At 66.6% G+C, this 14,386-nt stretch carries 14 protein-coding genes; 7 read left to right on the plus strand and 7 right to left on the minus strand.

Features of this window, described 5'->3' with window-relative positions; all coding sequences use genetic code 11:
• Positions 1–32: 32 nt before the first annotated feature.
• The 5 genes from relA to AC25MA_RS15605 form a co-directional block, all read right to left on the minus strand.
• Complete coding sequence (relA, locus tag AC25MA_RS15585; protein ID WP_028690916.1) at positions 33–2,273, minus strand: GTP diphosphokinase; 2,241 nt, start codon at positions 2,271–2,273, stop codon at positions 33–35.
• A 99-nt stretch (positions 2,274–2,372) separates the two neighbouring features.
• Positions 2,373–3,731, minus strand: coding sequence for a 23S rRNA (uracil(1939)-C(5))-methyltransferase RlmD (gene rlmD / locus AC25MA_RS15590; protein ID WP_213883233.1), 1,359 nt, complete (start codon positions 3,729–3,731; stop codon positions 2,373–2,375).
• Complete coding sequence (gene cysM / locus AC25MA_RS15595) at positions 3,731–4,630, minus strand: cysteine synthase CysM (protein WP_028690918.1); 900 nt, start codon at positions 4,628–4,630, stop codon at positions 3,731–3,733. Before cysM ends, rlmD begins: the two co-directional genes overlap by 1 nt.
• A gap of 81 nt (positions 4,631–4,711) precedes the next feature.
• Positions 4,712–6,106: a histidine kinase sensor domain-containing protein gene (locus AC25MA_RS15600; RefSeq protein ID WP_486972196.1), complete on the minus strand. Its 1,395-nt coding sequence runs from the start codon at positions 6,104–6,106 to the stop codon at positions 4,712–4,714.
• 3 nt (positions 6,107–6,109) lie between these two features.
• The gene (locus AC25MA_RS15605) at positions 6,110–6,826 is read right to left on the minus strand and encodes a response regulator transcription factor (protein WP_213883235.1); all 717 of its coding nucleotides are present in this window, start codon (positions 6,824–6,826) and stop codon (positions 6,110–6,112) included.
• A 219-nt stretch (positions 6,827–7,045) separates the two neighbouring features.
• Here AC25MA_RS15605 and AC25MA_RS15610 point away from each other — a divergent pair, with 219 nt between their 5' ends.
• The 4 genes from AC25MA_RS15610 to AC25MA_RS15625 all read left to right on the plus strand — a co-directional run bounded on the left by AC25MA_RS15610 (position 7,046) and on the right by AC25MA_RS15625 (position 11,731).
• Positions 7,046–9,802 carry a response regulator gene (locus tag AC25MA_RS15610; RefSeq protein WP_486972197.1) on the plus strand — a complete coding sequence of 919 codons (2,757 nt, stop codon included), beginning with the start codon at positions 7,046–7,048 and terminating at the stop codon, positions 9,800–9,802.
• Between the two features lie 68 nt (positions 9,803–9,870).
• Entirely contained in the window at positions 9,871–10,860 is a 990-nt protein-coding gene (locus tag AC25MA_RS15615) for a 2-hydroxyacid dehydrogenase (RefSeq protein ID WP_028690921.1), read from the plus strand.
• 31 nt (positions 10,861–10,891) lie between these two features.
• Entirely contained in the window at positions 10,892–11,326 is a 435-nt protein-coding gene (locus AC25MA_RS15620; protein WP_028690922.1) for a hypothetical protein, read from the plus strand.
• Entirely contained in the window at positions 11,327–11,731 is a 405-nt protein-coding gene (locus AC25MA_RS15625) for an META domain-containing protein (protein WP_088852502.1), read from the plus strand.
• Positions 11,732–11,765: 34 nt separating this feature from the next.
• Here AC25MA_RS15625 and AC25MA_RS15630 read toward each other — a convergent pair whose 3' ends face one another.
• On the minus strand, positions 11,766–12,233 hold the full coding sequence (locus AC25MA_RS15630) for a TlpA disulfide reductase family protein (RefSeq protein WP_028690924.1): 468 nt from the start codon (positions 12,231–12,233) through the stop codon (positions 11,766–11,768).
• 86 nt (positions 12,234–12,319) lie between these two features.
• Between AC25MA_RS15630 and arsC the strand changes: the two genes are divergently transcribed.
• From arsC to AC25MA_RS15645, 3 genes are read left to right on the plus strand one after another with little or no spacing between them, the layout of a single operon-like run.
• Positions 12,320–12,673: an arsenate reductase (glutaredoxin) gene (gene arsC / locus AC25MA_RS15635; RefSeq protein WP_028690925.1), complete on the plus strand. Its 354-nt coding sequence runs from the start codon at positions 12,320–12,322 to the stop codon at positions 12,671–12,673.
• On the plus strand, positions 12,670–13,275 hold the full coding sequence (gene wrbA / locus AC25MA_RS15640; RefSeq protein ID WP_028690926.1) for an NAD(P)H:quinone oxidoreductase: 606 nt from the start codon (positions 12,670–12,672) through the stop codon (positions 13,273–13,275). The genes arsC and wrbA overlap by 4 nt, the downstream gene beginning before the upstream one ends.
• Positions 13,268–13,681: a DUF2069 domain-containing protein gene (locus AC25MA_RS15645; protein ID WP_213883237.1), complete on the plus strand. Its 414-nt coding sequence runs from the start codon at positions 13,268–13,270 to the stop codon at positions 13,679–13,681. Before wrbA ends, AC25MA_RS15645 begins: the two co-directional genes overlap by 8 nt.
• Before the next feature lie 30 nt (positions 13,682–13,711).
• Here AC25MA_RS15645 and AC25MA_RS15650 read toward each other — a convergent pair whose 3' ends face one another.
• Positions 13,712–14,383: a DNA-3-methyladenine glycosylase I gene (locus AC25MA_RS15650; protein WP_213883238.1), complete on the minus strand. Its 672-nt coding sequence runs from the start codon at positions 14,381–14,383 to the stop codon at positions 13,712–13,714.
• Positions 14,384–14,386 lie beyond the last annotated feature (3 nt).

The raw sequence follows: 14,386 nt of genomic DNA on the forward strand, positions 1-14,386 counted from the left end.
GCCGGCGATGGGCCGCACAGCGGCCCCGTTTCTCAAGGGGTGCGATTACGCCGCGTCTCGATGATGTTGGGCAACTGCGAGATCCGCCCCAGCAGACGTCCGAGGGCATCCAGGCCGGGGATCTCGATGGTCAGTGACATCAGCGCGGTGTTGTCTTCCTTGTTCGAGCGGGTGTTGACCGCCAATACGTTGATCTTCTCGTTGAGCAGCACCTGCGACACGTCGCGCAACAGCCCCGGGCGGTCGTAGGCACGGATGACGATGTCGACCGGGTAGGTCTGCACCGGGATCGGCCCCCAGCTGACCTGGATCATACGCTCCGGCTCCTTGCCCGCCAGCTGCAGCACCGAGGCACAATCCTGGCGGTGGATGCTCACGCCACGGCCCTGGGTGATATAGCCGACAATGGCATCGCCCGGTAGCGGCTGGCAGCACCCGGCCATCTGCGTGAGCAGGTTGCCGACGCCCTGGATCTGGATGTCGCTGCGCTTGCCCGCGCGTATGCCCCGGGCCTGGCGCGGAATCAGCTCGACCGGTTCCAGGCGCTCGGGTTCGAGCAGTTGCTGGGCGGCGTTGACCATGTGCGCCAGGCGCAGGTCGCCGGCGCCAAGGGCGGCGAACATGTCCTCGGCAGTCTTGACGTTGGCCTTTTCCGCCAGGCGTTCGAAGTCCACCTGGGGCAGGCCCAATCGGCTCAGTTCGCGCTCGATCAGGGTCTTGCCGGCGGCCACGTTCTGGTCGCGGGCCTGCAGCTTGAACCAGTGGACGATCTTGGCCCGGGCCCGCGAGGTGGTCACGTAGCCCAGGTTGGAGTTCAGCCAGTCGCGGCTCGGGCTGCCGTGCTTGCTGGTGATGATCTCCACCTGCTCGCCGGTCTGCAGGCTGTAGTTCAACGGCACGATGCGGCCGTTGATCTTGGCGCCCCGGCAGTTGTGGCCGATCTCGGTGTGCACCCGGTAGGCGAAGTCCAGCGGCGTGGCGCCCTTGGGCAGGTCGATGGCGTGACCGTCAGGGGTGAACACGTAGACCCGGTCCGGCTCGATATCGACACGCAGCTGTTCGGCCAGGCCGCCGATGTCGCCCAGTTCCTCGTGCCACTCCAGCACCTGGCGCAGCCAGGAGATCTTCTCTTCGTAGTGGTTGGAGCTGGGCTTGACGTCGGTGCCCTTATAGCGCCAGTGCGCGCACACGCCCAGCTCGGCTTCCTCGTGCATGGCGTGGGTGCGGATCTGCACCTCCAGCACCTTGCCCTCGGGGCCAATCACTGCGGTGTGCAGGGAGCGGTAGCCGTTTTCCTTGGGGTTGGCGATGTAGTCGTCGAACTCCTTGGGGATGTGCCGCCACAGGGTGTGCACGATGCCCAGCGCGGTGTAGCAGTCGCGCACTTCCGGCACCAACACGCGCACTGCGCGCACGTCGTAGATCTGGCTGAATTCCAGGCCCTTGCGCTGCATCTTGCGCCAGATCGAATAGATGTGTTTCGCCCGGCCACTGATGTCGGCGTTGACGCCGGTGGCCAGCAGCTCGTTCTGAAGCTGGTTCATCACGTCGCTGATGAAGCGCTCGCGGTCCAGCCGGCGCTCGTGCAGCAGCTTGGCGATCTGCTTGTACTGGTCGGGCTCAAGGTAGCGGAACGACAGGTCCTCGAGTTCCCACTTGATATGACCGATGCCCAGCCGGTGCGCCAGCGGCGCATAGATGTCGAACACCTCACGTGCCACGCGCAGGCGCTTCTCGTCGTCGGCGCCCTTGACCGCACGAATGGCACAGGTACGTTCGGCGAGCTTGATCAGCGCCACGCGCACGTCGTCGACCATGGCCACCAGCATCTTGCGCAGGTTTTCGACCTGCGCCTGGGAACCAAGTACCAACGACTGGCGCGGGCTGAGGCTGGCACTGATGGCCGCCATACGCAGCACGCCGTCGATCAGCTTGGACACCACCGGGCCAAAGCGCTGACCGACTTCAGCCAGGGTCACCTTGCCTTCGCGCACCGAGCGGTAGATCACCGCGGCGACCAGCGAATCCTGGTCGAGCTTGAGGTCGGCGAGGATTTCGGCGATCTCCAACCCAGCCTGGAAACTGGAGGTGCCGTCGGCCCAGGAATGCTTGGCTGGATTGCCTTTTTTCTCGACCTCATGGGCGAACTCGCAGGCCTCTTTCAGCCCCGGGCGATCGAGCTGCGAATCGACGCTCACCACATGATCGAGCCATGCTTCGAGATTGATACTGCCGTCGTGGTTGACCGGCTGGTGCACTCTCACCTGTACCATCTTTGTTTTACCTTTCCATACAGCGCACCACGCGGGTGCACTGGCTATCACCTGTGCGCCCCTCACTCCTTGAAGGCCGCACCAAGAGGGCCAGCCCGGCTAGCCCACTTCGAATAACGCCATGGCCTCGACATGCGCCGTCTGAGGAAACATGTCGAGAATCCCGGCCCTTTTTAACCGGTACCCCTGCCCGACCAGCACCTGCGCGTCTCGCGCCAGCGTGGCCGGGTTGCACGATACATAGACCAGCCGCTTCGCACCGAGCCGGGCGATGCCTTGCACCACCTCGAATGCCCCGTCGCGCGGTGGATCCAAGAGTACCGCAGAAAAGCCCTCGGCGACCCATCCGGCGCCCGCCAAAGGCTGCGATAAATCGGCCTGAAAAAACCGAGCGTTATGCACATTGTTGCCGTCGGCGTTGGCGGCGGCGCGCTCGACCATGGCCTGCACGCCCTCCACCGCCACCACTTCGCGCGCCTGGCGGGCCAGGGGCAGGGCGAAGTTGCCCAAGCCGCAGAACAGGTCCAGGACCCGCTCGTGCGCCTCGGGCGCCAGCCAGGCCAAGGCCTGCTGAATCATCAAGGTGTTGACCTGGGCGTTGACCTGGACGAAGTCACCCGGCCGCCAGGCCAGTTCCATGCCCCAAGGCTCCAGCGCAAAGCCCAGTTGCGCCGCGGCATCGACCGGTGCCGGCTCGCCCTCGCCCTGCAGCCACAGCTGGGCGCCGGCCTCGCGGCAGAACGCCTCGAGCCGCGCCAGGTCTTCACTGGACAAGGGCGCCACATGCCGTACCAGCACCGCCTCGGCGGTGCCGCTGAACAGCTCCACGTGCCCCAGCGCCTGCGGCTTGGCCAGGCTGCGCAGCACGGTCGGCAGGTGGCGCATGATCGACTGCAAGGGTTGTACCAGCACCGCGCATTCGTCGATGCCGACGATGTCCTGGCTGGCCTCGGCGCGGAACCCCACGTCCAGTTGGCGCGCCTTGGTGTCCCAGCGTACCGCGACCCGCGCCCGGCGGCGGTAGCCGAATTCCGGTCCGCTCAGGGGAACAGCCCACTCCTCGGGCTGCTTGCCGGCCACCCGTTGCAGCTGCTCGGCAAGCAGGCGTTGCTTGAGCACCAGTTGCCCGTCATGAGGCAGGTGCTGGAGGTTGCAGCCACCGCAGCGGGCATAGTGCCGGCAAGGCGCTTCACGGCGCTCGGGGCTGGCCTGGAACACGCGCTCCAGGCGCGCCTCGACCACCTTGCCACGCGCCGCGAGCACCCGCGCCTCGACATCTTCGCCAGCCAGCGCGCCGCTGACGAACCAGGTACGTCCTTCGATGAAGGCGATGCCGCGACCGTCACCGGCCACGCGCTCGATCGTCAGGCGCTGCTTCTTGCCCACGGGTACCTGTGCGGCACGGTTGCCGCCGGCCGGCTGGAAACGCAGGCCGGTATTGTTTTTCTTTCTGGACATCAGGTTGGATCGAACAGGCCGGTGGAGAGGTAACGGTCGCCGCGGTCGCAGATGATGGCGACCATCACCGCGTTCTCGACTTCGCGGGACAGGCGCAGCATCGCCGCCACCGCACCGCCGGAGGATACGCCACAGAAAATGCCCTCTTCGCGGGCCAGGCGACGGGTGGTCTGCTCGGCCTCCTGCTGGGACATGTCGACCACGCGATCGACCCGGGTGGCGTCGAAGATCTTCGGCAGGTACTCGTGGGGCCAGCGGCGGATGCCGGGGATGGCCGAGCCTTCCATCGGCTGCAGGCCGACGACCTGTACCGCCGGGTTCTGCTCCTTGAGGTACTGCGAGCAGCCCATGATGGTGCCGGTGGTGCCCATGGAGCTGATGAAATGGGTGATGGTGCCCTGGGTCTGCTGCCAGATTTCCGGGCCGGTGCTGTTGTAGTGGGCGATCGGATTATCGCCATTGGCGAACTGGTCGAGGACCAGGCCGCGGCCTTCGGCCTGCATCTTCTCGGCGAGGTCGCGCGCGCCCTCCATGCCCTCTTCCTTGGTCACCAGGATAAGCTCGGCGCCATAGGCAGTCATCGCCGCCTTGCGTTCGGCGGTGGAGTTGTCCGGCATGATCAGGATCATCTTGTAGCCCTTGATCGCCGCGGCCATGGCCAAGGCGATGCCGGTGTTGCCGGAGGTGGCTTCGATGAGGGTGTCGCCGGGCTTGATCTGGCCACGGAGCTCGGCGCGGGTGATCATCGACAGCGCCGGGCGGTCCTTGACCGAACCTGCCGGATTGTTGCCTTCGAGCTTGAGCAGCAAGGTGTTGCTGGTGTCCCCGGCGATGCGCTGCAGGCGAACCAGTGGCGTATGGCCGATGCACTCGGCGATGGTTGGGTACTGCAGGGTCATGGGCGTTTTCGCAATCCGGACGGCAGGGGCACCTATCATACCGGCAAACCCAGCGCGGCCATATCACGCAATTGCTGGATGTTATAACGGGTGGCTATAAGTGCCTGGAGCGGGCTTGTCCCGCGATGGGCTCGACTCCCCCGCAGCCAGGCGCAGGCACAAGCGCAGGCCGCGCTCGCCATTGACCGCCCACACGCGCCCACCCTGGCGGCGGATCGCATTGCGGGCGATGCTCAAGCCCAAGCCGAAACCACCGTCCCCTGGCCGCGAACCCTCCAGCCGGGAAAACGGCGCGAAGATCCGCTCCAGGTCTTCCTCGGCCACGCCACCGCCCTCGTCCTCCAGGTCGATACGCCAATACCCGCCCTCCCGCCAACCGCTCAGGCGCACCACACCCGCCTCGGGTGAATGACGGATGGCATTGCGCAACATGTTCTCCAGCGCCTGGGCCAGGTCATTGAGGCTGCCTTGCACCCAGCAGTCAGCCGGCAGCTCGCAGCGCAGCTGTCGCGGCGCCCAGCCGCTTTCATAGCAGGCGTTCTCGCTGAGCAGATCCCACAGCGCCGCCACCTGGATCGGCTCGAGGTTTACCGGCGCGCGCTCGGCGTCCTGCCAGGCCAGTTGCAAGGTGTCCTCGACCAGTTGCTGCATGCCATCCACCTCACGGTGCAGGCGTTCGCGCAGGCGCTGCAGGTCGGTCTCGCCATCGCAGGCCACGCGCAGGCGGCTGAGCGGCGTGCGCAGCTCGTGGGACAGGTCGCGCAGCAACTGCTGCTGCAGGGCCACGGTACCCTGCAGGCGTTCGGCCATCTGGTCGAAGGCGCGGGCCAGTTCGCCCAGTTCGTCCTTGCGCCGAGTGGTGCGCGAGTCCAGGCGCGCCGCCAACTGGTCGGCACGCCAGGCATTGGCCTGCTCACGCAGTTGGTTGAGCGGCACGATCAGCATGCGGTACAGGCCGACGCACAGCAGCAAGGTGAACAGCCCGGGGATGATGCCGTTGGTGACGATGCGCCAGAACAACCGGTATTGGCCGGGGTTGAAGCGCTCCGGCAGCTCGATCACCAACATGCCCTGCTCCGGCGCGCCGGGGAACGGCAGGCGCAACCAGGGCTGGCCGATGGTACGCCGACTCATGGGCCAGTCGACGCCACGCAGGCGGGTCAGGCGCTGGGCCTGGCCTGCGCTCAGGTCGGCGCTGCCCAGCGGCTGCAGATCGCCATCGAGCACGCCCACCCAGCCCTGTTCGCGCTCGCGCATCGTGGCCAGCCAGGCATCCACGCCCTCGCGGTCGCCGCCGCGCCAGGCTTGCTCGGCCTCGGCCGCGTAACCGCGCAGGACCTGCCGCGCCGGCTCGGACAGGAAGGCATCCTGGGTTTCCATGTGCCGGCCCCAACTGTAGCTCAGGCCGATCATCAACAGGCAGAAGCCCACCAGCAGGACGGTGAGTTTCCAGAACAACGAGTGACGGTCGAGCATGGTTCAGTCGGCCTCGCCCACGCCGAACACATAGCCTTTGCCCCACACGGTACGCACCTGCCGCTCGTGGTAGCCGATGGCCTTGAGCTTGCGGCGGATCTGGCTGACGTGCATGTCCAGGCTGCGGTCATGCCGCGAGTAACCGCGCTGCAGGACGTGCTGGTAGAGGAAGGGCTTGCTCAGCACCTCATCCTGGCTGCGGTGCAGGGTGTCGAGCAGGCGGTATTCACTGGGAGTCAGACCGGCACAGGCTCCGGCGAAGCTGACATCGGTGGTCTGCTCGTCGAAATGCAGCTGCCCGGTGTCCGCCTCCCGCGGCGCCCGAGCGCGTCGCTCGAAGGCCACCCGACGCAGGATCGCCTCGATGCGCACGCGCAGCTCGGCAAAGCTGAACGGCTTGGGCAGGTAGTCGTCCGCGCCGCGCTCGAAGCCGCTGATGCGGTCGGCCTCGGCGCCCAGCGCCGACATCAGGATCACCGGCGTGGCGCTGCACCGACGCAGGCTGACCAGGGCGTCCAGGCCGTTGAGGCCGGGCAGCAGGATGTCCATCAGCACCAAGTCGAACACCTGCCGGCCCGCCGCCTCCAGGCCTTCGAGGGCATCGCGGCACCAGGTCACCTGGAAGCCGCCGCGCTGCAGCTCGTCGTGCAGGTAGGCGCCCAGCACGGGGTCGTCCTCGATGGCGAGGATGTTGGTCGCGCGAATAGCTTCAGGATGCATTGGCAACTGCCATCAATTCTCAATTGCGCGATTATTGGACAAGCGGTCCGAACAAGGCAACCGTCGCCCGACTGGCGCGAGGTCAGAGCGGTCGCACCGGCACTGCCATCTGAGAAAAGCAAAAACCATTACAAATCCTGTGCATTCCCCCTCAGCGCAGAGTAACGTTCCCGCTGATGCGCGAACTGCGCCTTTAACAGCACATGACAGGAGACAGGTGTGCTCGACCGTTTGGGAATCCGCAGCCGCGTCCTGCTGCTGGCCTTGCTGCCCGCCAGCCTGATGGCCCTGGTGCTGGGCAGTTACTTCACCTGGCTGCAACAGAACGACCTGCGTACGCAACTGCTGCAGCGCGGCAAGATGATCGCCGAGCAACTGGCACCCCTGGCGGCACCGGCCCTCGCCCGCCAGGCCCCGGCGCAACTGGAGCGTATCGCCACCCAGGCGTTGGAGCAGGCCGATGTGCGCGCCGTGGCGTTCCTCGCCGCCGACCGCACGCGCCTGGCCCACGCAGGTCCGAGCATGCTCAACCAGCCGCCCAGCGGCGGCACCGGCACGCAACTGCTGCAACGCACCGGCAACGACGCCACCCGCTACCTGATGCCGGTGTTCGGCCATCACCGCGACCTGGCCACCGACGCCGTTCCCGCCGAGGCCGAGCGCCTGCTCGGCTGGGTGGAGATCGAACTGTCCCACGACGGCACCTTGCTGCGCGGCTACCGCAACCTGTTCACCAGCCTGCTGCTGATCCTCGCCTGCCTGAGCCTTACCGCGCTGCTGGCCCTGCGCATGAGCCGTACCATCAACAACCCGATCAACCGCATCAAGCACGCGGTCAACCAGCTCAAGGACGGGCACCTGGACGAACGCCTGCCGGCCATGGGCAGCCATGAACTCGACGAGCTGGCCGCCGGCATCAACCGCATGGCCGAGACCCTGCACAGCGCCCACGAAGAACTGCAGCACAGCATCGACCAAGCCACCGAGGACGTGCGCCAGAATCTGGAGACCATCGAGATCCAGAACATCGAGCTGGACATGGCGCGCAAGGAGGCCCTGGAGGCCAGCCGGATCAAGTCCGAGTTCCTCGCCAACATGAGCCATGAGATCCGTACCCCGCTCAACGGCATCCTCGGCTTCACCCACCTGTTGCAGAAGAGCGAGCTGACCCCGCGCCAGCTTGACTACCTCGGCACCATCGAGAAGTCCGCCGACAACCTGCTGGGGATCATCAACGAGATCCTAGACTTCTCCAAGATCGAGGCCGGCAAGCTGGTGCTCGATAGCATCCCGCTGAACCTGCGCGACCTGATTCAGGACACCCTGACCATCCTTGCCCCGGCCGCCCACGCCAAGCAGCTGGAGCTGCTCAGCCTGGTCTACCGCGACACGCCGCTGTCGCTGGTGGGCGACCCGCTGCGGCTCAAGCAGATCCTCACCAACCTGGTGAGTAACGCCATCAAGTTTACCCGCGAAGGCACCATCGTCGTACGCGCCATGCTTGAGGACGAGCAGGAAGACAGCGTGCAACTGCGCATTAGCGTTCAGGACACCGGCATCGGCCTCTCGCCCCAGGATGTGCGCACCCTGTTCCAGGCCTTCAGCCAGGCCGACAACTCGTTGTCGCGCCAGCCCGGCGGTACCGGCCTGGGGCTGGTGATCTCCAAGCGCCTGATCGAGCAGATGGGTGGCGAGATCGGTGTCGACAGCACGCCCGGCGAAGGCTCGCAGTTCTGGATCAGCCTCAACCTGCCCAAGGCTCACGACGACGCCGAGGAGCAGCCCGCCCAGGCCCTGCTCGGCCGCCGCGTGGCCATCGTCGACAGCCACGACTTGGCACGACAGGCGCTGGAACACCAACTGGAGGACTGCGGCCTGGCGGTCAGCGTGTTCGCGTCCTGCGACCAACTGCTGCAAGGCGCGCAGGCCGCCAGCCAGGCCGGACAACCCTTCGAGTTCGCCGTGCTCGGGGTCAACCTGGGCAGCCTGTCGCCGGAACAGCTGGGCCATTACCACCAGCAGCTTGAGCGCCTAGGCTGCCAGTGCGTGGTGCTCTGCCCGACCACCGAACAGCCGCTCTACCACCCCTACCTGCCCAACGCCCACGGCCAATTGCTGGCCAAGCCGACCTGCACCCGCAAGCTGCGCCGCCTGCTGCTAGAACTGGAGCAACCGCGCCGCCCGGTGTGCGAGCAACGCAACCACTCGGGCCAGCGCATGCCGAAAATCCTCTGCGTCGACGACAACCCGGCCAACCTGCTGCTGGTGCAGACCCTGCTCGAAGGCATGGGCGCCGAGGTGCTGGCGGTGGACAATGGCTACGGCGCGGTACAGGCCGTGCAGGACGAACCGTTCGACCTGGTGCTGATGGATGTGCAGATGCCCGGCATGGATGGCCGCGCCTGCACCGAGCAGATCCGCCAGTGGGAAAGCAGCCAGAGCGGCCCGCCCCTGCCGATCGTGGCCCTCACCGCCCACGCCATGGCCAACGAAAAGCGCGCCCTGCTGCACAGCGGCATGGACGACTACCTGACCAAGCCGATCAGCGAGCGCCAGCTGGCCCAGGTGGTGATGAAGTGGACCGGCCTGAGCCTGGGCGCGCCGCCACCGGAACGCGCCAGCGAACGCCTGGCCGACAGCAGCGAGCTGAAGGTGCTCGACCCGGAGGAAGGCCTGCGTCTGGCTGCCGGCAAGGCGGACTTGGCGGCGGACATGCTGGCCATGCTGCTGGCCTCGCTGGAATCCGACCGCGAAGCCATCCGGGCCGCGCGCAAAGCCGCCGACCGCACAGCGATGATCGAGCGCGTGCACCGGCTAAACGGTGCCTCGCGCTATTGCGGCGTGCCGCAGTTGCGGGCGGCCTGCCAGCGCAGCGAGACCTTGCTCAAGCAGGATAGCCCCCAGGCATTGCAGGCCTTGGACGAACTGGACCAGGCCATCAACCGCTTGGCCGAACAGGCGCGCCAGAGCGCGTAGGCGACACAGGTCAACGCCCAGGCCAACCATTTGGCTAGACTGGTGGCATTTCAGACAGGCCCCCAACCATGCGCGCTCTGTTGTTCAGCAGCCAGCACTACGATCAGGAAAGCTTCACCCGCGCCGCCAGCGCGGGGCCCCTGGAGCTGCACTACCAGCCCGCCCGCCTGACTCTCGACACCGCGCCGCTGGCCCAGGGTTTCGAGGTGGTCTGCGCCTTCATCAACGACGAGCTCGACGCCCCGGTGCTGGAACGCCTGGCCGCCGGCGGCACGCGCCTGATCGCCCTGCGCTCGGCCGGCTTCAACCATGTCGACCTGGCTGCGGCACAGCGCCTTGGCCTGACCGTGGTCCGCGTCCCGGCCTATTCGCCCCACGCCGTCGCCGAGCACGCCGTGGCCCTGATCCTGGCCCTCAACCGCCGTTTGCACCGGGCCTACAACCGCACTCGCGAGGGCGATTTCACCCTCCACGGACTGACCGGCTTCGACCTGCACGGCAAGACCGTCGGCGTGGTTGGCACCGGCCAGATCGGCGCCGCCTTCGCCCGCATCATGGCCGGCTTCGGCTGCCAGTTGCTGGCCTACGACCCTTATCCCAACCCCGAGCTGGTCGCCCTCGGCGCGCGCTACCTTGAGCTGCCCGAGCTGCTGCGCCAGGCACGCATCATCAGCCTGCACTGCCCGCTGACCGAGCACACCCGCCACCTGATCAACGCCCGGAGCCTGGCCCAGCTGCAGCCCGGCGCCATGCTGATCAACACCGGCCGCGGCGCGCTGGTCGATACTCCGGCGCTGATCGACGCGCTCAAGAGCGGCCAGCTCGGCTACTTGGGGCTGGATGTGTATGAAGAGGAGGCACAGCTGTTCTTCGAGGACCGCTCCGACCTGCCGCTGCAGGACGACGTGCTGGCACGCCTGCTGACCTTCCCCAACGTGATCGTCACCGCCCACCAGGCCTTCCTTACCCGCGAGGCCCTGGACGCCATCGCCGCGACCACCCTGGACAACATCAACCGCTGGGCGGCAGGCAATCCGCACAATCTTGTAAACGGTTGATGCTAGGATACGCGGCAATTTTGGAGGACCCATGGTCGAACACGATTTCCGCTACACCCTTTTCAACCCGCAACACACCCTGATCGAGTGCCGCGCACTGGTGCCGGGCCGCTACCAGGTCACCGGCAACGGCGGCTCGATCCAAAAAGGCGACGTCCTGCTGGTCACCCTCAAGGGCAGCAAGGACCTGTCCATGCGACTGACCGTCGAGACCGTGCGCCACCTGATCAACCCGCACGGCCAGTGGGTCGCCGTGGCCCAGGGCCCGGCGTTCAACGAGCTTGAGATCCTCAACTGGCAGGTCAAGTGCGACAGCTGCGACGCGGTGCTGGACTTCGAGTTCGCCAACGACGCCAAGCTAGGCAAGAAGGGCCAGGCCCCGGCCGCCAGCGCGCGCATCCAGGAACTGGGCTGGGCGAGCAAGGGCGACAAGCACCTGTGCCCACAGTGCCGGGAGCGTGGTTGAGTGAAACAGCTGCTGACCGGCGCGCTGATCGCCTGCGGCCTGATGGGCTGCGCCGCACAACCCTCGAAGCTGCAGCAGGAGCAGAGCTACGTGCTGGAGTGGATTGGTGAGCGCCCGCTGATCGACTACAGCCACCTGACGCTGACCCTGGCCAGCGATGGTCGCGCCTACGGCAACGGCGGCTGCAACCACTGGTTCGCGCCCTACACGCTGGAGGGCGAGCGCATCAGTTTCGGCAAGGTTGGCAAGACCCGCAAGCTGTGCGCGCCGGCGCTGATGGAGCAGGAAAAACGCTTCCTGCAGGCGCTGGAAACGGTGCAACGCTGGGATGTGTCGCCGATCGAGCAGATCCGTTTCTGGCCGGTTGAAGGCAAGCCACTGCGGTTCTGGCCAGAGGAAGGCTGAAGTATCTGAAGCCGCTGCGCGGCCCCAAGATCGATCAGGCGCCGCCTTTCAAAGCCCTGATCTTCGCCTGCAGCCCTTCGAGCGTCTGCTCGCCCATCAGTTGCTCACGCACCTTGCCCTTGTCGTCGATGATGTAGGTCACCGGCAGCGCCTCGCTGCGCGGCAGCTCGTAACGCTCGGCCGGGTCCTGGGCCAGCACGGTGAAACCGATGCCCAAAGTATCGGCGGCGGCTTTCAGGTCCGGCCCTTGCAGCCCATCGAAGTTCACCCCCACCACGCGAATGCCCTGGGCCTCCCACTGCTTGGCAGCGGCATTGAGTTCAGGGATTTCCGTGCGGCACGGGCCGCACCATTCGGCCCAGTAGTTGAGCACCAGCCAGTGCCCGTCGATCTGTTCGGCCTTTACCGTGTTGCCGTGCTGGTCCACGCCGTAGTCCGCACCGCAGCCGCCGAGCAACAGGCTCGCGGTGATGGCCAGTGCAGCTGCCAAACGCCTTGCCATGGGTCAATCCTTCTCGAAGTTTTCAAGCATTGAAGTCGGTCGCTGCGGTTAGAATAGCCGCCACACCCAGCTGGATGCGACCCGTCATGACCGATCTGACCCTCTATCATAACCCGCGCTGCTCGAAATCCCGCGGCGCCCTGGAACTGCTCGAGGCACGCGGCCTGACGCCGAACGTCGTGCGCTACCTCGAAACCCCGCCAGACGCCGCCACCCTCGAACAGCTGCTTGGCAAGCTGGGCATCAACGCGCGCCAGCTGCTGCGCACCGGCGAAGACGAATACAAGGCCCTGGAGCTGGCCAACCCAGCCCTGAGCGACGACCAACTGATCAAGGCGATGGTCGAGCATCCCAAGCTGATCGAGCGGCCGATCCTGGTGGCCGGTGACAAGGCCGTGGTCGGCCGCCCACCGGAGAAGGTCCTGGAGATCCTGCCGTGAGCGAACCCTACATCCTGGTGCTGTACTACAGCCGCCACGGCTCGACCAGCGAGATGGCCCGGCATATTGCCCGCGGCGTCGAGATGGCCGGCCTGGAGGCGCGCCTGCGCACCGTGCCGGCGATCTCCACCGAGTGCGAAGCCGTGGCCCCGGACATCCCCGCCAGCGGCGCGCTGTACGCCACCCTCGACGACCTGCGCCACTGCGCGGGCCTGGCCATGGGCAGCCCGACCCGCTTCGGCAACATGGCCGCGCCGCTCAAGTACTTCCTCGACGGCACCAGCAGCCTGTGGCTGGGTGGCGAGCTGGTGGGCAAGCCGGCGGCGGTGTTCACCTCCACCGCCAGCCTGCATGGCGGCCAGGAGACCACCCTGCTGTCGATGCTGCTGCCGCTGATGCACCACGGCATGCTGGTCACCGGCCTGCCCTACAGCGAATCGGCGCTGCTGGAGACCCGTGGCGGCGGCACGCCGTACGGCGCCAGCCACCATGCCGGCGCCGACGGCAAGCGCGAGCTGGACCAACACGAGATCGCCCTGTGCCGCGCGCTCGGACAGCGCCTGGCGAAGACGGCCAAGGCCCTGGGTGGCGAACGTGGCTAGAAAGCCCAAGGTCTTGCCGCCACTGGACTGGCTGGCCCCACGGGTGCGCTTGACCCGCGCCCTGAGCCTGGCCTGCTTCTTCGGCCTGATCGCCCTGCTGGTGGTGAACAACCTGTGGTTCGCCGACCTGCACGGGGCGCGGGTCGAGGTGATCATGGCCATCGAGCTGATCCCCCTGCTGCTGCTGCTGCCGGGCATGCTGACGGGCAGCGCCCGGGCACATGCCTGGACCTGCTTCGTGGTGAACATCTACTTCATCAAGGGCGTGCTGGCCGCGTTCGATCCGGCGCGGGCGCTGTTCGGCTGGGTCGAGGTGCTGGTGAGCCTGGGGTTGTTCGTGGCCGGGCTACTGTATGTGCGCTGGAAGTTTCAGTTCGAGCGGCGCATGGCCGGCGAAGGAAGCTGATTCCGGGGCTGCTTTGCAGCCCCAGCGATCTCAGTGGTTGACGGTATGCGCCAGCATCACCGACAACTGGCACAACGGCCGCCCGCTCTCGGCATGCCACTGGTTGAACGCCTGCTGCACCAGCGCCAGGTCACGCTGACTGGTCGGCGGCTTGTCGATGATCTTCTGCGCGATCAGCGCCGCCGCCATATCGTCGGTGGGAATGAAGGTATCCTTGCCGACCATCCGCAGGAACCGCGGCGCCGACAGCCCGCCCAGCTGGTTGCCATGCTTGGCCAGGTACTTCCACAGCCCGACGATATCGGTCGCTGGCCAGTCGGCGATGAACGCGCCGAAACTGCCCTTCTCCTTGACCACGTCCAGCACCATCTGCGCATTGCGCGGCACGCTCTTGAGCTTGCCCAGGTGGCGGATGATGCGCTCGTCGTGCATCAACCGCTCCAGGTGCTCGGCGCCCATCAGCACCACCTTTTCCGGATCGAAACCGAAGAACACCTGCTCGAACGCCGGCCACTTGGCGTCCACCAGGCTGTGCTTGAGCCCGGCGCGGAATACGCGCAGGGCCAGGGTCGACAGGTAGCGGTCGTCAGGGATGTCGCGCAACTGCGCGGGCGTGCGCGGCTGCGGCAGGAAGGCTTCCAGCGCCTGGGCCGAACCGAAGCGGTTCAGGCAGTACTCATGCAACCACTGATAGTCGCGCATGGG

Source organism: Pseudomonas sp. P65(2024), from assembly GCF_057480955.1.

Bases quoted from the DNA above. Each gene is read 5' to 3' on its own strand.
- relA (WP_028690916.1), bottom strand. From the start codon at position 2,273: ATGGTACAGGTGAGAGTGCACCAGCCGGTCAACCACGACGGCAGTATC.
- rlmD (WP_213883233.1), bottom strand. From the start codon at position 3,731: ATGTCCAGAAAGAAAAACAATACCGGCCTGCGTTTCCAGCCGGCCGGC.
- cysM (WP_028690918.1), bottom strand. From the start codon at position 4,630: ATGACCCTGCAGTACCCAACCATCGCCGAGTGCATCGGCCATACGCCA.
- AC25MA_RS15600 (WP_486972196.1), bottom strand. From the start codon at position 6,106: ATGCTCGACCGTCACTCGTTGTTCTGGAAACTCACCGTCCTGCTGGTG.
- AC25MA_RS15605 (WP_213883235.1), bottom strand. From the start codon at position 6,826: ATGCATCCTGAAGCTATTCGCGCGACCAACATCCTCGCCATCGAGGAC.
- AC25MA_RS15615 (WP_028690921.1), top strand. From the start codon at position 9,871: ATGCGCGCTCTGTTGTTCAGCAGCCAGCACTACGATCAGGAAAGCTTC.
- AC25MA_RS15620 (WP_028690922.1), top strand. From the start codon at position 10,892: ATGGTCGAACACGATTTCCGCTACACCCTTTTCAACCCGCAACACACC.
- AC25MA_RS15630 (WP_028690924.1), bottom strand. From the start codon at position 12,233: ATGGCAAGGCGTTTGGCAGCTGCACTGGCCATCACCGCGAGCCTGTTG.
- arsC (WP_028690925.1), top strand. From the start codon at position 12,320: ATGACCGATCTGACCCTCTATCATAACCCGCGCTGCTCGAAATCCCGC.
- AC25MA_RS15650 (WP_213883238.1), bottom strand. From the start codon at position 14,383: ATGCGCGACTATCAGTGGTTGCATGAGTACTGCCTGAACCGCTTCGGT.